Origin of the sequence: Variovorax sp. PDC80 (genome assembly GCF_900115375.1) — a bacterium.
GTDB lineage: Bacteria > Pseudomonadota > Gammaproteobacteria > Burkholderiales > Burkholderiaceae_C > Variovorax.
This window is the reverse complement of the sequence record NZ_FOWG01000016.1, coordinates 46,626-63,144: the sequence shown is the minus strand read 5'-3', so window position 1 is coordinate 63,144 and position 16,519 is coordinate 46,626. Positions and strand designations below refer to the sequence as shown.

Annotated in this window: 13 protein-coding genes; all 13 read right to left on the bottom strand. The window is 70.0% G+C overall.

Going from position 1 to position 16,519, the window contains the following annotated elements; genetic code table 11:
* Position 1 precedes the first annotated feature (1 nt).
* The 13 genes from BM109_RS34575 to hslU all read right to left on the bottom strand — a co-directional run bounded on the left by BM109_RS34575 (position 2) and on the right by hslU (position 16,518).
* Positions 2 to 973 carry a D-alanine--D-alanine ligase gene (locus BM109_RS34575; protein ID WP_093353382.1) on the bottom strand — a complete coding sequence of 324 codons (972 nt, stop codon included), beginning with the start codon at positions 971 to 973 and terminating at the stop codon, positions 2 to 4.
* Positions 970 to 2,439 carry a UDP-N-acetylmuramate--L-alanine ligase gene (gene murC / locus BM109_RS34570; RefSeq protein ID WP_093353380.1) on the bottom strand — a complete coding sequence of 490 codons (1,470 nt, stop codon included), beginning with the start codon at positions 2,437 to 2,439 and terminating at the stop codon, positions 970 to 972. The genes BM109_RS34575 and murC overlap by 4 nt, the downstream gene beginning before the upstream one ends.
* The gene (gene murG, locus BM109_RS34565) at positions 2,436 to 3,500 is read right to left on the bottom strand and encodes an undecaprenyldiphospho-muramoylpentapeptide beta-N-acetylglucosaminyltransferase (RefSeq protein WP_057591185.1); all 1,065 of its coding nucleotides are present in this window, start codon (positions 3,498 to 3,500) and stop codon (positions 2,436 to 2,438) included. Before murG ends, murC begins: the two co-directional genes overlap by 4 nt.
* Positions 3,497 to 4,795, bottom strand: a complete 1,299-nt coding sequence (gene ftsW / locus BM109_RS34560; RefSeq protein ID WP_093353377.1) for a putative lipid II flippase FtsW — start codon at positions 4,793 to 4,795, stop codon at positions 3,497 to 3,499. Before ftsW ends, murG begins: the two co-directional genes overlap by 4 nt.
* A complete protein-coding gene (locus BM109_RS34555) occupies positions 4,792 to 7,131 on the bottom strand; it encodes a Mur ligase family protein (RefSeq protein ID WP_093353375.1) in 2,340 nt (779 codons plus the stop codon). Before BM109_RS34555 ends, ftsW begins: the two co-directional genes overlap by 4 nt.
* A 10-nt stretch (positions 7,132 to 7,141) precedes the next feature.
* The gene (gene mraY / locus BM109_RS34550) at positions 7,142 to 8,320 is read right to left on the bottom strand and encodes a phospho-N-acetylmuramoyl-pentapeptide-transferase (protein WP_057597027.1); all 1,179 of its coding nucleotides are present in this window, start codon (positions 8,318 to 8,320) and stop codon (positions 7,142 to 7,144) included.
* Positions 8,321 to 8,342: 22 nt separating this feature from the next.
* Complete coding sequence (gene murF / locus BM109_RS34545; protein ID WP_093353372.1) at positions 8,343 to 9,803, bottom strand: UDP-N-acetylmuramoyl-tripeptide--D-alanyl-D-alanine ligase; 1,461 nt, start codon at positions 9,801 to 9,803, stop codon at positions 8,343 to 8,345.
* Positions 9,800 to 11,356: a Mur ligase family protein gene (locus BM109_RS34540; RefSeq protein WP_093353370.1), complete on the bottom strand. Its 1,557-nt coding sequence runs from the start codon at positions 11,354 to 11,356 to the stop codon at positions 9,800 to 9,802. The genes murF and BM109_RS34540 overlap by 4 nt, the downstream gene beginning before the upstream one ends.
* Positions 11,357 to 11,358: 2 nt before the next feature.
* Entirely contained in the window at positions 11,359 to 13,107 is a 1,749-nt protein-coding gene (locus tag BM109_RS34535) for a peptidoglycan D,D-transpeptidase FtsI family protein (protein WP_093353367.1), read from the bottom strand.
* Complete coding sequence (ftsL, locus tag BM109_RS34530; RefSeq protein WP_093353364.1) at positions 13,104 to 13,454, bottom strand: cell division protein FtsL; 351 nt, start codon at positions 13,452 to 13,454, stop codon at positions 13,104 to 13,106. The genes BM109_RS34535 and ftsL overlap by 4 nt, the downstream gene beginning before the upstream one ends.
* Positions 13,455 to 13,562: 108 nt before the next feature.
* The gene (rsmH, locus tag BM109_RS34525) at positions 13,563 to 14,486 is read right to left on the bottom strand and encodes a 16S rRNA (cytosine(1402)-N(4))-methyltransferase RsmH (protein ID WP_093353362.1); all 924 of its coding nucleotides are present in this window, start codon (positions 14,484 to 14,486) and stop codon (positions 13,563 to 13,565) included.
* Between the two features lie 8 nt (positions 14,487 to 14,494).
* On the bottom strand, positions 14,495 to 14,923 hold the full coding sequence (gene mraZ, locus BM109_RS34520) for a division/cell wall cluster transcriptional repressor MraZ (protein ID WP_057597021.1): 429 nt from the start codon (positions 14,921 to 14,923) through the stop codon (positions 14,495 to 14,497).
* A 272-nt stretch (positions 14,924 to 15,195) separates the two neighbouring features.
* The gene (gene hslU / locus BM109_RS34515; protein WP_093353359.1) at positions 15,196 to 16,518 is read right to left on the bottom strand and encodes an ATP-dependent protease ATPase subunit HslU; all 1,323 of its coding nucleotides are present in this window, start codon (positions 16,516 to 16,518) and stop codon (positions 15,196 to 15,198) included.
* Position 16,519 lies beyond the last annotated feature (1 nt).

The following is a 16,519-nucleotide window of genomic DNA, read 5'->3' as shown; positions in this document are numbered from 1 at the left end:
TTCAGTGCGCGCCTCCCGTGGCGTCGAGCGTGGCCGTGGCCAGCACGCGCAGGCAGAGTTCCTCGTAGGCGATGCCCGCCGCGCGTGCCGACATCGGCACCAGCGAATGGCTGGTCATGCCCGGCGAGGTGTTCATCTCGAGCAGGAAGGGCTTGCGGTCGCTGGCGCGGATCATCACGTCGGCGCGGCCCCAGCCACGGCAGCCGAGCGTGCGGTAGGCCGCCAGCGTGATGCGCTGGATCTCGCGCTCCTCCGCCTCGGGCAGGCCGCTCGGGCAGTGGTATTTCACGTCGTCGGTGAAGTACTTGTTCTGGTAGTCGTAGGCGCCCTCGGGCGCGGCGATGCGCACCACCGGCAGCGCATGCGCGTCGAGGCCGCTGCCGAGCACGGCGCAGGTGACTTCCTCGCCCTCGATGAACTCCTCGCAGAGCACGTCGGCGTCGTACTTGACCGACAGCGTCACCGCGTCCTGCATCTGCGAGTAGCCCTCGACCTTGGTCACGCCGATCGAGGAACCCTCGCGCGGCGGCTTCACGATCAGCGGCAGGCCCAGCACGTCGGGCACGGCCATCACCTGTTCGCGGCTCTGCTGGTCGAAGGCCAGGCGCACGTACTTGGGCGTGGGCAGGCCGTCGGCCTGCCAGATGCGCTTGGTCATGACCTTGTCCATCGCCACGCTCGAGGCCATCACGCCCGAGCCGGTGTAGGGAATGCCGAGCATCTCGAGCGCGCCCTGCACCGTGCCGTCCTCGCCGTGGCGGCCATGCAGCGCCACGAAGCAGCGCGCGAAGCCCTCGCGCCGGAGTTCGGACAGGTCGCGCTGCGAAGGGTCGAAGGCATGGGCATCGACGCCGCGCGAGCGCAGTGCCTCGAGCACGCCGGTGCCCGACATCAACGAGACCTCGCGCTCGGCCGAACTGCCGCCGAACAGCACGGCGACCTTGCCGAAGAGTTTGGGATCCTGAAGGCTCACGACGCCTCCCCCTTGTGCGCAGCGTGCTGCGATGTCGTGGATGAAGAAGATGCGGCCACCGCCGGCGCCGCGCCGAGCTCGACCACCTTGCCCGGCACCGCGCCGATGGAGCCCGCGCCCATGCACAGCACCACGTCGCCGGCACGCGCGTTGTCGAGGATGGCCTGCGGCATCGCGGCGATGTCGTCGACGAACACCGGCTCGACCTTGCCGGCCACGCGCAGCGCCCGCGCCAGCGTGCGGCCGTCGGCCGCCACGATGGGCTGCTCGCCGGCCGCGTAGACCTCGCCGAGCAGCACCGCGTCGGCGGTGCCGATGACCTTGACGAAATCCTCGAAGCAGTCGCGCGTGCGGGTGTAGCGGTGCGGCTGGAAGGCCAGCACCAGGCGCCGGCCGGGGAAGGCACCGCGCGCGGCCGCGAGCGTGGCGGCCATCTCCACCGGATGGTGGCCGTAGTCGTCGATCACGGTGAAGCTGCCGTCGCCGGCCCGGGCCGCGACCTCGCCATAGCTCTGGAAGCGCCGGCCCACGCCCTTGAAGTCGGCCAGCCCGCGCTGCACCGCCTCGTCGGCGATGCCGAGCTCGACCGCCACTGCGATCACCGACAGCGCATTGCGCACGTTGTGCTCGCCCGGCAGGTTCAGCACCACCGGCAGGTCGGGCAGGGTCACGCCGTTGCGGCGCTGCGCGGTGAAGTGCATCTGGCCGCCGACGGCGCGCACATCGACCGCGCGCACCTGGGCGTCCTCGCCGAAGCCGTAGCTGGTGACCGGGCAGGTCACGTCGGCCACGATCTCGCGCACCGCCGGATCGTCGGTGCACAGGATCGCCGTGCCGTAGAAGGGCATGCGGTGCAGGAAGTCGACGAAGGCCTTCTTCAGCTTGCCGAAGTCGTGCCCGTAGGTCTCCATGTGGTCGGCGTCGATGTTCGTGACCACCGCCATCACCGGCAGCAGGTTCAGGAACGAGGCGTCGGATTCGTCGGCCTCGACCACGATGTAGTCGCCGCTGCCGAGCTGCGCGTTGGCGCCCGCGCTGTTGAGCCGGCCGCCGATCACGAAGGTGGGATCGAGCCCCGCGGCCGCGAGCACGCTCGCCACCAGGCTGGTGGTGGTGGTCTTGCCGTGCGTGCCGGCGATGGCGATGCCCTGCTTCAGGCGCATCAGCTCGGCCAGCATGACGGCGCGCGGCACGACCGGGATGCGCTTCTCGCGCGCGGTCAGCACCTCGGGGTTGTCGGCCTGCACCGCGGTCGAGGTCACGACCGCGTCGGCGCCCTCGACGTTCGAGGCCGCATGGCCCACGAAGGTGCCGATGCCCAGGCCCGCGAGCCGGCGCAGCGTGGCGCTGTCGGACAGGTCGGAGCCGGTGATGCGGTAGCCGAGGTTCAGCAGCACTTCGGCGATGCCGCTCATGCCGGAGCCGCCGATGCCGACGAAGTGGATGTGGCGAATCGCGTGTTTCATCGTGCCAGCTCCTCGCAAGCGCGCACCATCGCCTCGACGGCCTCGGTTTTCTGCATCGTCCTGGCGCGTTCGGCGCGTTCGATCAGTTCGGTTCGTTGTGTCTTCTGTAGCAAATCGGCCAGCAATTCAGGGGTGAGATCGGTCTGTTGCACCAGCCAGCCGCCGCCGGCATCGACGAGGAAGCGCGCGTTGGTGGTCTGGTGGTCGTCGACCGCGGAAGGAAAAGGCACGAACAGCGCCGCGGCGCCGACGGCCGCGATTTCGGTCACGGTGCTGGCACCGGCGCGCGCGACGATGAGGTCGGCCTCGGCATAGGCCAGGGCCGTGTCCTCGATGAAGGGCGTGAGCTCGCCCTCGACGCCGGCGGCCGCGTAGTTGGCGCGCAGCTCGTCGATCTGCTTGGCGCCGCTCTGGTGCAGCACCTGCGGGCGCGTGCCCGGCTCGATGCGCGCGAGCGCCTGCGGCACCACCGCGTTGAGCGCCTTGGCGCCGAGGCTGCCGCCGACCACCAGCAGCTTGAGCGGACCGCTGCGGCCCGCGAAGCGCTCGGCCGGCGCAGGCTGCGAGGTGAAGGCCGCGCGCAGCGGGTTGCCGATCCACTGCGCCTTCTTGAGCACGTCGGGGAAGGCGGTGAAGACGCGGTCGGCCACGCCCGCCAGCACCTTGTTGGCGAGGCCCGCGACCGAGTTCTGCTCGTGCAGCACCAGCGGCTTGTTGAGCAGCACGCCCATCATGCCGCCCGGAAAAGTGATGTAGCCGCCCAGGCCCACGAGCACGTCGGGCTTCACGCGGCGCACCACGCGCAGGCTCTGCCAGAAGGCACGCAGCAGGCGCAGCGGCAGCAGGAACAGCGTGAGCGGGCCCTTGCCGCGCACGCCGCCGAACTGCACCGGCTCGAAGGCGAAGCCGCGCGGCGGCACCAGCTTCTCTTCCATGCCGCCGGGCGCGCCCAGCCAGTGCACGCGCCAGCCGCGCTCGCGCAGTGCCTCGGCCACGGCGAGGCCCGGGAAGATGTGGCCGCCGGTGCCGCCGGCCATCACGAGCGCGGTGCGGCCGGTCATACGCGGCCTCCCCGCATCAACACTCGATTCTCGTAGTCGATGCGCAGCACGATCGCCAGCGCCACCATGTTCATCAGGATCGCCGAGCCGCCGAAGCTCATCAGCGGCAGCGTGAGGCCCTTGGTCGGCAGCGCGCCGAGGTTCACGCCCATGTTGATGAAGGCCTGGAAGCCGATCCACACACCCACGCCCTGGGCCACGAGGCCCGAGAACACGCGGTCGAGCGCGATGGCCTGGCGGCCGATGTGCATCACGCGGCGCGTGAGCCAGAGGAACAGGCCGATGATCAGCAGCACGCCGACCAGGCCGAACTCCTCGCCGATCACGGCCAGCAGGAAGTCGGTGTGGGCCTCGGGCAGCCAGTGCAGCTTCTCGACGCTGCCGCCGAGGCCGACGCCGAAGATCTCGCCGCGGCCGATGGCGATCAGCGAATGCGAGAGCTGGTAGCCCTTGCCGAGCGCGTGCTCCTCGCTCCACGGATCGAGGTAGGCGAAGATCCGCTCGCGCCGCCACGGGCTGGTGGCGACGATGGTGCCGAAGGCCACCACCACCAGCGCGGCGATCACGAAGAACATGCGCGCGTTCACGCCACCCAGGAACAGGATGCCCATCGCGATCACCGCGATCACCATGAAGGCGCCCATGTCGGGCTCGGCCATCACCAGCATGCCGACCACCACCACCGCGATGCCCATCGGCAGCACGGCGCGGAAGAAGCGCTCCTTGATCTCCATCTTGCGCACCATGTAGCTGGCGGCATAGAGCACCATCGCGACCTTCGCGAGCTCGGAGGGCTGGAAGCGCATGAAGCCCATCGGCAGCCAGCGCCGCGCGCCGTTCACGCTGATGCCGATGTGCGGGATCAGCACCGCAACCAGCAGCAGCAGCGAGGCCACGAACAGCCAGGGCGCGGCGCGCTCCCAGGTCTTCATCGGGATCTGGAAGGCCAGCAGCGCGGCGATGAAGGCGAACACCACCGAGGCCGCGTGCCGCGTGAGGAAGTACGAGGCGCTGTAGCCGGCGCGCGCGAAGCGCGGGTTGTCGGGCAGCGCGATCGAGGCCGAATAGACCATGATCAGGCCCCAGGTCAGCAGCGCGACCGTGACCCACACCAGCGCCTGGTCGAAGCCCAGCACGCGGATCGGCGTGGCCTTGGTCTGCGTGAAGCCGGCGCCGCCGAGGCGCACCGGCAGGTGCACCGGCAGCGCATCGATGCCGCTGCGCGCGCGCCGGAACCAGCCGCTGAAGCGGCCGGGCCGGGTGTTGGGCGTGGCGCCCGCGGCGGCGGAGTTCACGATGCCGGTCCTTCCGTCGAATCGGTTTCCCCGAAGTCGCGCGGCTCGTCCTCGAGCGCCTGCACGGCCTCGCGGAACACCGCCGCGCGGTGCGGGTAGTTCTTGAACATGTCGAAGCTCGCACAGGCCGGTGACAGCAGCACCGCATCGCCGGGGTGGGCGCGACGCGCGGCCAGCTGCACGGCCTCGTGCATCGAGCCCGCATGCATCAGCGTGACGCCGGTGGCAGCCAGCGCGGCCTCGATCAGCGGCGCGTCGCGGCCGATCAGCACCACGGCGCGCGCGTACTGGCGCACCGGCAGCGCGAGCGGCTCGAAGTCCTGGCCCTTGCCCTCGCCACCGAGGATCACGACCACGCGGCGGTCCTCGCCGAGGCCGCCGAGCGCCGCCACGGTGGCGCCCACGTTGGTGCCCTTGCTGTCGTCGAAGTACTCGACGTCGTCGATCAGCGCCACCGGCTCGACGCGGTGCGGCTCGCCGCGGTACTCGCGCAGGCCGTAGAGCATCGGGCCGAGCGGGCAGTCGGCCGCGTTCGCGAGCGCCAGCGCGGCCAGCGCGTTCATCGCGTTGTGGCGGCCACGGATGCGCAGCGCATCGGCCGGCATCAGGCGCTGCACGAAGATCTCTTCCTCGACCACCTGGCCGCGCTTGCGCTTCTGCGTCTCGTCGGCCTCGTGCGCGCGCACCAGCCAGCTCATGCCGTTGACGCGCTCGATGCCGTAGTCGCCGGGGCGCTGCGGCATGCTCGCGCCGAAGGTGACGTGCGGGCGCACCTGCACGCGCTGCGCCTTGGGCTTGGCCGGCGCGCGCCGCGCGCCGCGGGCGTTCACCACTTCCTCGACGGGCTTGACGGGCTCCTGGCCCGCGGTGGCGAGCATCGCCATCACGGCCGGGTCGTCGCGGTTGAGCACCATCAGCGCGGTCTTGCCGAAGATGCGCGACTTGGCCTGCGCATAGGCCGGCATGTCGCCATGCCAGTCCAGGTGGTCCTGCGTGAGGTTGAGCACCGTCGCGGCCGCGGGCTCGAAGCCCTGCACGCCGTCGAGCTGGAAGCTCGAGAGCTCGATCACCCAGGCCTCGGGCAGCGTGCCGGCGTCGAGGTGCGCGCTCAGCGTGTCGAGCAGCGTCGGGCCGATGTTGCCGGCCACCGCCACGCTCTTGCCGCCGCGCTCGATGAGCTGGCCGGTCAGCGCCGTGACCGTGGTCTTGCCGTTGGTGCCGGTGATCGCGAGCACGACCGGCGTGTAGCCCTTCGCGGGTTCGGGCGCGGGGGCCGGCTCGGGCTGGGCTTCGGGCTGCGGCGCGGGCTCTTCCTCGGCCACGGCCGAGGCGGGATTGGTGGCGGCGAACTCGGCGATCTTCGCGACGAAGTCGGCCGCTTCCTTCGCGGCCGTGGCGACGTAAGGCTTGCCGACCGTGAAGGCCGGCAGGTTCGACGCGGGCTTGGAAGCCGGTGCGGCGACGGGCGCGGCGGGCGCCTCGGACTCGGCGGGCTCGGCCGGTTCGGGCTGCGTGCCTTCGGCGGCCGCCGGCGTTTCGATCGCGGCGGGTTCGGCGCCCTGCGCCGGCGCGGCCTCGACGCCTTCCTGCACCACGGGCGCATCGGCGACCGGCGCCTCGGGCTCCGGCGGCTGCAGCACGGGAACGCTCAGCGATGGATCGCGCGGCATCGATTCGGGCACGGCGGCGGGAGCGCGCAGTGCCTCGTGAGTTGCTTCGACAGGTTCGGACTCTGCGGGCGATGCCTCGCTCGCGGGCGCCACGACTTCGATGGCTTCGGCCACTACCGGAGCCTCCGGTGTGGCCGGTTCGATCGCGACCTCTTCTGCAGCGACTGCTTCTTCCGCGACCGGCACTTGAACTTCGGGCAGCGCGACAGGCGCCTCCGCCTCGGGCACCGGCTCGCTCTCGGCCGGCACCGCCGCCTCCAGCGCCAGTTCGCCTTGCGCCGCGCTTTCTTCTTCCACCTCGACCACCGCCGGCGTCTCGACGATGGCGAGATCCGCCAGCGCACGCGCGAACAGGTCGAGCTCGCCGCCCACCGGCAGCCCGACCGCACGCGCCGCATCGGCCACCGGCGCGATGGTCTCGGGGCTCAGGCCCGGCGAGCGGTAGACGGCGCGGATGGGCGTGCCCTCGATCAGCGCGCCCGTGAACGGCCCGCCGACGAACACCGCCTCGGGCCACTCGGCACGCAGCGTGTCGAGCAGGGCCGGCGCCTCGCGCGTGTCGGCCACCGTCACCTGCGCGCCGTGGCGCGCGCACCAGCGCGCCATCGCCAGCCCGGACGCGCCGAGGCCGAGGATGAGGACGGGGAGGTCTTTCAGGTGCCGCATGCGTTTTCTCTCAGCGCAGCTTCAGCGTCGACAGGCCCACGAGGCACAGCAGCATCGTGATGATCCAGAAGCGCACCACGACCTGCGTCTCGCGCCAGCCGCTCTTCTCGAAGTGGTGGTGCAGCGGCGCCATCTTGAGCACGCGGCGGCCCTCGCCGAAGCGCTTCTTCGTGTACTTGAAGTAGGTGACCTGGGCCATCACCGAGATCGCCTCGACCACGAAGATGCCGCCCATGATGAAGAACACGATCTCCTGGCGCACGATGACCGCGATGGTGCCCAGCGCGCCGCCGAGCGCGAGCGCGCCCACGTCGCCCATGAAGACCTGCGCCGGATGGGTGTTGAACCAGAGGAAGGCCAGGCCCGCGCCGGCCATCGCCGAGCAGAACACCAGCAGCTCGCCCGAGCCCGGGATGTTCGGGAACAGCAGGTACTTCGAGTAGACCGCGCTGCCCGTCACGTAGGCGAACACGCCCAGCGCCGAGCCCACCATCACCACCGGCATGATCGCCAGGCCGTCGAGGCCGTCGGTGAGGTTCACCGCGTTGCTCGCGCCCACGATCACCAGGTAGGTGAGGATCACGAAGCCGATGCCGCCCAGCGGATAGCTGACTTCCTTGAAGAAGGGCACCAGCAGGTTGATCTTGGGCGGGAAGTCGAGGTCGAAGCCCGACTGCACCCAGGCGAAGAACAGCTGCAGCACGCGCCAGTTCGAACTCTCGGAGATGCTGAACAGCAGGTAGAAGGCCGCGAGCAGCCCCACCACCGATTGCCAGAAGTACTTCTCGCGCGAGCGCATGCCCTCGGGGTCCTTGTGCACCACCTTGCGCCAGTCGTCGACCCAGCCGATCGCGCCGAAGCCCAGCGTGACCCACAGCACGATCCAGACGAAGCGGTTCGAGAGGTCGAACCACAGGATGGTGGCGAAGGCGATCGCGAACAGCACCAGCACGCCGCCCATGGTGGGCGTGCCGCTCTTGCTCAGGTGGGTCTCCATCGCGTAGCCGCGCACCGGCTGGCCGATCTTCAGCGCGGTCAGGCGCCGGATCACGTACGGACCGGCCACGAGGCCGACCACGAGCGCGGTCAGCGCCGCCATCAGCGCGCGGAAGGTCAGGTACTGGAACACCCGCAGGAACCCGAGTTCCGGCGAGAGGGTCTGCAGCCATTGGGCCAGGCTCATGAACATGAAATTGCGCACCGCCCCCGCATCAGGGACGGCCTCCTTCTTGTTGTGGTTGTGTCTGCGGGGTCGCACCCTGCGCGGCGATGGCCTGGACCACGCGTTCCATCTTCATGGAGCGCGAGCCCTTGACCAGCACGCTGCCGACCAGCGGCAGCCGCGCGAGCACCGCGGCGTTCAGGGTGTCGATGTCCTCGAAATGGCGTCCGCCGCCGACCGTGGCCGCGTCGCCGCGCTGGAAGGCGGCGATGCTGTGCTCGGAGGCGCTGCCGAGCGTGTAGACGGTCTCGATGCCGCGCTGGCGCGCCCAGTCGCCGACCTCGGCATGGAATTCGTCCGAGCGCTCGCCGACCTCGGCCATGTCGCCCAGCACCAGCAGGCGCGGGCCCGGCAGCGCGGCGAGCACGTCGATCGCGGCGCGCACCGAGTCGGGGTTGGCGTTGTAGCTGTCGTCGACCAGCGTGATGGCGCGGCCGCCGGCCAGCGCGAGCGCACTGGCCTTGGAGCGGCCCTTGACCGGCTCGAAGGCATCGAGGCCGGCGGCGATGGTGTCGATCGACACGCCCGCGGCCAGCGCGCAGGCGGTGGCCGCGAGCGCATTGATCACGTTGTGGCGGCCCGCGATGTGCAGCCGCGTGCCGAAGCCGCCGAGCGGCGTGCGCACGCGCACCTGCCAGGCGCCCTGGGTCCATTCGGCATGCTCGAGGCCGATGTCGGCATCGTCGTGCTCGCCGAAGGTCAGGCAGCGGCGCGCGGCGCCGTCGCGCGCCATGTCGCTCCACAGCGTGGTGAACTCGTCGCCGTGCGGGAACACGGCCGTGCCGTCGTCGGGCAGCGCCGCGAACACGGCGGCGTTCTCGACCGCCACGGCCTCGACGCTGACCATGAACTCCTGGTGCTCGCGCTGGGCGTTGTTCACCAGCGCGATGGTCGGGCGCGAGATGGCGGCCAGCCGCGCGATCTCGCCCGGGTGGTTCATGCCGAGCTCGACCACCGCGCGCTGGTGCTGCGCGCGCAGGCGCAGCAGGGTCAGCGGCACGCCGATCTCGTTGTTGAAGTTGCCGGCGGTCGCGAGCGCGCGCTCGGGCTTCGAGGCCATCAGGATGGCCGCGATCATCTGGGTGACGGTGGTCTTGCCGTTGCTGCCCGTCACGGCGATCAACGGCAGCGAGAACTGCGCGCGCCAGTGCGCGCCGATGGCGCCGAGCGCCACCAGGGTGTCGGGCACCTCGAGGCCGGCCAGGCCCGCGGCCTCGAGGCCGCCGTGCGCGACCGCGGCCACCGCGCCGCTGGCACGTGCCTGCGGCAGGAAGTCGTTGGCATCGAAGTTCTCGCCCTTGAGCGCGACGAACAGGTCGCCCGCGGCCAGGGTGCGGGTGTCGGTGTGCACGCGCGCGATCACGGTCGCGGGATCACCCACGAGGCGCGCGCCCGGAATCCACTGCTGCAGTTGCGCCAGCGTCAGCGCGAGGGAGGTGGTGTCGCTCATGCGCTCCTCCGCTTCGCGAGCGCGTCGTGCGCATGGCTGCGATCGGAGAAGGGCAGGCGCTGGCCCGCGATCTCCTGCCAGGCCTCGTGGCCCTTGCCGGCGATCAGCACCACGTCCTCGGGCGCGGCCTGCGCGATCGTGTCGGCGATGGCGGCCGCGCGGTCGGCCTGCACGCGCGCATGCTCGGGCCGCGCGAAGCCGCGCAGCACCTGCGCGATGATCGCGTCGGGCTTCTCGCTGCGCGGGTTGTCGCTGGTCACCACGACGTGGTCGGCCTGGCGCTCGGCCACGGCGGCCATCATCGGGCGCTTGATCGGATCGCGGTCGCCGCCGCAGCCGAACACGCACCACAGCTTGCCGCCGCGCTGCTGCGCGAGCGGGCGCAGGCCGGCCAGCGCCTTGTCGATGGCATCGGGCGTGTGGGCGTAGTCGACCACCGCGAGCGGAGCACCGGCTTCGGCGTCCACGCGCTCCATGCGGCCCGGCACGCTGCTCAGGTTCGTGCACGCCGCCACGGCCTGCGCGAGCGTCAGGCCCAGCGCGCGCAGCGTGCCGAGCACGCCGAGCAGGTTGGCCACGTTGTACTGGCCGATCAGGCCGGTGGTCACGCGCTCGACGGCCGCGGTGCCGTGCTCGGCGACCGAGAACTGCAGGCCCTGGGCGTCGTACCCGATGTCGCGCGCCACCAGGCGCGCCGGCTTGCCGTCGGCCGACACGGTCCAGACGTCGAGCGCGCCGACGCCGGCATCGATCAGGTTGGCGCACAGGCTCGCGCCGTGGGTGTCGTCGATGTTGATCACCGCGGCGCGCAGGCCGGGCCAGCGGAACAGCTCGGCCTTGGCCTGCCAGTAGGCGTCCATGCTGCCGTGGTAGTCGAGGTGGTCCTGCGTGAAGTTGGTGAACACGGCCACGGCTATCTGCGCGCCGTCGAGCCGGCGCTCGGCGATGCCGATCGACGAGGCCTCGATGGCGCAGGCGCCGAAGCCGCGCTCGACCAGCGCGCGCAGCTCGCGCTGCATCATCACGGGGTCGGGCGTGGTGAGGCCGGTGTAAGTGAGTTCGGGCGGCACGCCGATGCCCAGCGTGCCCATCACGGCGCACGGCGAGGGCGCGTCGCGCTGCACCGTGCCGTCGGGCCGCATCGGGCGCACGCCGCCGGCCGGCCGCAGGGTCGACAGCGCCTCGGCCAGCCACCAGGCGGTGGAGGTCTTGCCGTTGGTGCCGGTCACGGCCAGCAGGTCGAGCCGGGCCGAGGGATGGTCGTAGAAGGCCGCGGCGATCGGGCCGGTGGCGGCCTTGAGGCCGGGGTAGCTGACGATGCGCTCGTCGCCATCGAAGCCGAAGGCCTCGACGCCCTCGTGCTCGACCAGGCAGGCCGCCGCGCCCTGCGCCAGCGCCGCCGCCACGTGCTTGCGGCCGTCGGTCGCGGCGCCGGGCCAGGCGACGAACACGTCGCCCGCGGCCACCGAACGGCTGTCGGCATGCAGCGCGCCCTGCGGCACGCGCTCCTTGAGCCAGGCCGCGGCCAGTGGGGGGGAAGTGAAGGTCAGCATGCTCAGAAGCTCTCGTCCACGCCCTGGGTCATCACCAGGGGCTTGACCGCCAGGTCGGGCGGCACGTTCATCATGCGCAGCGTCTGCTGCACGACCTCGCTGAACACGGGCGCCGCGGCCAGGCCGCCGAAGTACTGGCCGTCGCTGGGCTCGTCGATCATCACCGCGACGATGATGCGCGGCTTCTCGATCGGCGCCATGCCGGTGAACCAGGCGCGGTACTTGTTGCTCGCGTAGCCCTTGCCGACCTGCTTGTGGGCCGTGCCCGACTTGCCGCCGACCGAGTAGCCGATGGTCTGCGCGCGCGTGCCGGTGCCGCCCGGGCCCGCGGCCATCTGCAGCATCTTGCGCACCGCGAGCGCGTTCGACGGCGAGAAGACGCGCACGCCGGCCGGCGGCTCGGTGTTCTTGAGGATCGTCGCCGGAATGATCGCGCCATCGTGCGCGAACGCGGTGTACGAATGTGCCATTTGAAACAGCGAGGCCGACAGGCCGTAGCCGTAGGCCATGGTGGCCTGCTCGACCGGCTTCCAGGTCTTCCAGGGCCGCAGCCGGCCGGTGACCGCGCCGGGGAACTGGATCTGCGGCTTCTGGCCGTAGCCGAGCGCGGTGTAGGTGTCCCACATCTCGTGCGGGGTCATCTTCTGCGCGATCTTGAGCGCGCCGACGTTGCTCGACTTCTGGATCACGCCCTCGACCGTCAGCGTGCCGTAGTTGTGGGTGTCGCTGATGGTGAAGCCGCCGAGCTGGTAGCGCCCGGGCGAGGTCTCGATCAGCGACGAGGGCTTGACCCGGCCGGCCTCCAGCGCCATCGCCACGGTGATCGGCTTCATGGTCGAGCCGGGCTCGAAGGTGTCGGTCATCGCGCGGTTGCGCAGCTGCTCGCCCGTGAGGTTCTGGCGCTTGTCGGGCACGTAGCTCGGGTAGTTGGCCAGCGCCAGCACCTCGCCGGTGACGGCGTCGAGCACCACCACGCTGCCGGCCTTGGCCTTGCGCGCGGTCACGGCGTCGCGCAGCTTCTGGTAGGCGAAGAACTGCACCTTGCTGTCGACGCTGAGCTGGATGTCCTTGCCGTCGAGCGGCGGCACCTGCTCGCCCACGCCCTCGACCACGCGGCCCAGGCGGTCCTTGATCACGCGGCGCGAGCCGGCCTTGCCGGCCAGGTCCTTGTCAAACGCGAGCTCGATGCCTTCCTGGCCGCTGTCCTCGACGTTGGTGAAGCCCACCACGTGCGCGGCGGCCTCGCCCTCGGGGTACTGGCGCTTGTATTCCTTGCGCTGGTAGATGCCCTTGAGGTTCATCGCGGCGATCTGCTTGGCGATCGGCTCGTCGACCTGGCGCTTGATCCAGACGAAGGTCTTGTCCTCGTCCTCGAGCTTCTTGTCGAAGTCCTTCTGCGGCATCTCGAGCAGCTTGGCCACCTGCTTGAGCTTGGCGCGCACCTCGGGATCGTCGCGCTCCACGTCCTCGGGAATGGCCCAGATGCTGGGCGCCACCACGCTCGACGCGAGGATCAGGCCGTTGCGGTCGAGGATGCGACCGCGGTTGGCCGGCAGCTCGAGCGTGCGCGCGAAGCGCACCTCGCCCTGGCGCTGGAAGAAGCTGTTGCCGAACACCTGCACGTAGGCCGCGCGGCCCGCGAGCACGACGAAGCCCAGCGCGATGCCGCCGACGATGAACTTGCTGCGCCAGACCGGCGTCTTGCTCGCCAGCAGGGGGCTGGTGGTGTAGCGCACGCTGCGGCGGGTCATCGCTGCCCCCTTGCGGCTGCGGCGGCGGCCGGCTTGTTGGCAGGCGGTGCGGGCGGCGGTGCGACCACGGCCGGGATCACGCTGCCGTCGGGACGCACGTACTGCGTGATGGCCGGCGAGGTGGTGCGCATCTGCAGCTGCTCTTTCGCGAGCTTCTCCACGCGCAGCGGCGTGGCCTGCGCGCGCTTCTCGACCTGCAGCCGGTCGTGGTCGAGCTCGAGCCGGCGCGTCTCCTGCATCGTGCGGTCGAGCTCGGTGTAGAGCTGGCGCGAGAGGTATTGCGTGTGCACGAGGTAGAGCGCCGTGGCGATCACGGACAGCAGCAGCAGCAGGTTCAGGCGTGCCATCTCAGCGGCCTCCCCGTTCGCCGCGCAGGGCGGCCGCAGAAGGCACGAAGCCGCCCGTGGTGCGGCGGCTGGAAATCGTGCGGGCGGGACCGTGGACGCGAGGTCGTGTCATGGCGTCTCCGTTCGTTCGGCCACGCGCAGGATCGCGCTGCGCGAGCGCGGGTTGCCGTTGACCTCGGCCTCGGAGGGCTTGATGCGCTCGAGCGCGCGCAGCCGCATCGCCTTCGGCGCCGCGAACGGCGCGCGGCGGTCGTAGACCTCCTTCGAGTGCTTCGCGATGAACTGCTTCACGATCCGGTCTTCGAGCGAATGGAAACTGATCACCGCGAGCCGGCCGCCGGGTTGCAGCACCGACAGGCTCGCCTCTAGCGCCTGTTGCAGCTCTTCAAGCTCGGCGTTGATGAAAATCCGAAGAGCCTGAAATGTGCGCGTTGCAGGGTTCTGGCCCGGCTCGCGGGTTTTGACCGTGCCAGCCACGAGCTCGGCCAGTTCGGTGGTGGTTGAAATTGCGCCCCGTTCTTGTCTGCGAGCAACAATCGCCTTTGCAATCTGAACAGCAAACCGTTCTTCGCCATAGTCACGGATCACCTCTGCAATTTGTTGGAGTTCTGCCGTTGCCAGCCACTCGGCCACGCTCTCGCCGCGCGTGGTGTCCATGCGCATGTCGAGCGGGCCGTCGAAACGAAAACTGAAACCGCGCGCCGGGTTGTCGATCTGCGGCGAGCTCACGCCCAGGTCCAGCAGCACACCGGCCACGCTCGCGCCGGGCAGCTCGCCCAGCGAACGGAATCCCTGGTGCCGGATGGAAAAACGCGCATCCGAGATGCGCGCTGCTTCGGTCACCGCTTCCGCATCCTTGTCGAAGGCAATCAACCTGCCTTCCGGCGCCAGCCGCGCGAGGATCGCGCGCGAATGCCCGCCCCGGCCGAAGGTCGCGTCCACGAAGGTGCCGGGCGCGGCCATCTGGCCTGCAAGAAGGGCTTCGACCGCTTCGTCCAGAAGAACGGTCGTGTGGGTCCATGCGGTATTCACGATGCCCCTCAGAACGCGAAGTCCTGAAACACATCCGGCATTTCGCCCTGGGTGGCCTCGGCCTCCTTGGCCTCGTAGGTGGCCTTGTCCCAGAGTTCGAAATGGTTGCCCATGCCCAAGAGCAGGGTGTCGCGCGTGATGCCCGTGGCCGCGCGCAGTTCGGGCGACACGAGGATGCGGCCGGTGCCGTCCATCTCGACGTCCATCGCGTTGCCGAGGAACACCCGCTTCCACCACTGCGCCGACATCGGCAGCGCGGCGATCCGCTCGCGGAACTTCTCCCATTCCGGGCGCGGGAACACCATCAGGCAGCCATGGGGGTGCTTCGTGATCGTGAGCTGGCCGCCTGCCGTGGCGCTCAGGACGTCGCGATGCCGGGTCGGCACGGAAAGCCGCCCCTTGGCATCCAGACTGAGCGATGAAGCGCCTTGAAACACGACCGAGAAACCCCTGTGGTGGGAAGGCCGCAGCGCCCGAAGGGCACACTACTCGCACTTTTTCCCACTTAACTGCACTTTTTTGCACTGTAGCAGGAAACACTTCCGGCGCAACCAGGCGTGCGGGGTATTTTTTGTAATGGAATCAACGACTTAGCGCCGATTCCAAGATTCTGGAATCGGCGAATTTCGTTGAGAATGAACCACTTAGCTCACGCAGTGAATGTGATGCGTGAAGCGTTGCCCCTGTAACAGGGGCAAGGGAGGCGACTTCAGAGGATGAAGCGCGACAGGTCTTCGTCGTGACTTAGTGCCGCCAGGCGCTGGTCCACGTAGGCGGCATCGATGCGGATCGTCTGACCCTCGAGACGGGTCGCGTCGAAGCTTACTTCATCGAGAAGACGCTCCATCACCGTCGACAGGCGGCGCGCGCCGATGTTCTCGGTGCGCTCGTTGACCTCGAAGGCGATGCTCGCGAGACGGGTCACGCCCTCGGGCGTGAAGTCGAGCGTGACGCCCTCGGTGGCCAGCAGCGCCTGGTACTGCTTCACGAGCGAGGCACGGGTCTGCGTGAGGATGCTCTCGAAGTCCGCCACCGACAGCGACTGCAGCTCGACGCGGATCGGGAAGCGCCCCTGCAGCTCGGGGATCAGGTCGCTGGGCTTGCTCAGGTGGAAGGCGCCGCTCGCGATGAACAGCATGTGGTCGGTGCGCACCACGCCGTACTTGGTGCTCACGGCCGTGCCCTCGACCAGCGGCAGCAGGTCGCGCTGCACGCCCTGGCGCGAGACGTCGGTGCCCTGCGCCTCGCTGCGCGTGGCGACCTTGTCGATCTCGTCGATGAACACGATGCCGTTCTGCTCGGCATTGGCGATCGCCTGGGTGCGGATCTCGTCCTCGTTCACCAGCTTGGCCGCTTCCTCGTCGATCAGGAAGCGCATCGCCTCGGCGATCTTGAGCTTGCGCGTCTTGCGCTTGCCCTGGCCCATCTGGCCGAACATGCCCTTGAGCTGCTCGGCCATCTCCTCCATGCCGGCGGGGCCCATGATCTCGAGCGGCGCGCGCGTCTCGACCAGGTCGATCTCGATCTCCTTGTCGTCGAGCTGGTGCTCGCGCAGCTTCTTGCGGAAGGCCTGGCGCGTGGCGTTGCCGCTGTCGGGCGCGGTGCCGTCGGCCAGCCGCGCGGGCGGCAGCAGCACGTCGAGGATGCGCTCCTCGGCGGCGTCCTCGGCACGCGCGCGCACCTTGGTGCTCTCGGCCTCGCGGGTCTGCTTGACGGCGATCTCGGCCAGGTCGCGGATGATCGAGTCGACGTCCTTGCCCACGTAGCCCACCTCGGTGAACTTGGTGGCCTCGACCTTGATGAAGGGCGCATCGGCCAGCCGCGCGAGGCGGCGCGCGATCTCGGTCTTGCCCACGCCCGTAGGGCCGATCATGAGGATGTTCTTGGGCGTGATCTCGGCACGCAGCTTGTCGTCGACCTGCTGGCGGCGCCAGCGGTTGCGCAGGGCGATGGCCACGGCACGCTTGGCCTGCGGCTGGCCGACGATGTGGTTGTCGAGCTCGGAGACGATTTCCTGGGGGGTCATGGACATG

Excerpts from the sequence above, each read along its gene's own strand:
- murC (WP_093353380.1), bottom strand. The coding sequence starts at position 2,439 with ATGAAACACGCGATTCGCCACATCCACTTCGTCGGCATCGGCGGCTCC.
- murG (WP_057591185.1), bottom strand. The coding sequence starts at position 3,500 with ATGACCGGCCGCACCGCGCTCGTGATGGCCGGCGGCACCGGCGGCCAC.
- BM109_RS34555 (WP_093353375.1), bottom strand. The coding sequence starts at position 7,131 with ATGCGGCACCTGAAAGACCTCCCCGTCCTCATCCTCGGCCTCGGCGCG.
- mraY (WP_057597027.1), bottom strand. The coding sequence starts at position 8,320 with ATGTTCATGAGCCTGGCCCAATGGCTGCAGACCCTCTCGCCGGAACTC.
- murF (WP_093353372.1), bottom strand. The coding sequence starts at position 9,803 with ATGAGCGACACCACCTCCCTCGCGCTGACGCTGGCGCAACTGCAGCAG.
- BM109_RS34540 (WP_093353370.1), bottom strand. The coding sequence starts at position 11,356 with ATGCTGACCTTCACTTCCCCCCCACTGGCCGCGGCCTGGCTCAAGGAG.
- BM109_RS34535 (WP_093353367.1), bottom strand. The coding sequence starts at position 13,107 with ATGACCCGCCGCAGCGTGCGCTACACCACCAGCCCCCTGCTGGCGAGC.
- ftsL (WP_093353364.1), bottom strand. The coding sequence starts at position 13,454 with ATGGCACGCCTGAACCTGCTGCTGCTGCTGTCCGTGATCGCCACGGCG.
- hslU (WP_093353359.1), bottom strand. The coding sequence starts at position 16,518 with ATGTCCATGACCCCCCAGGAAATCGTCTCCGAGCTCGACAACCACATC.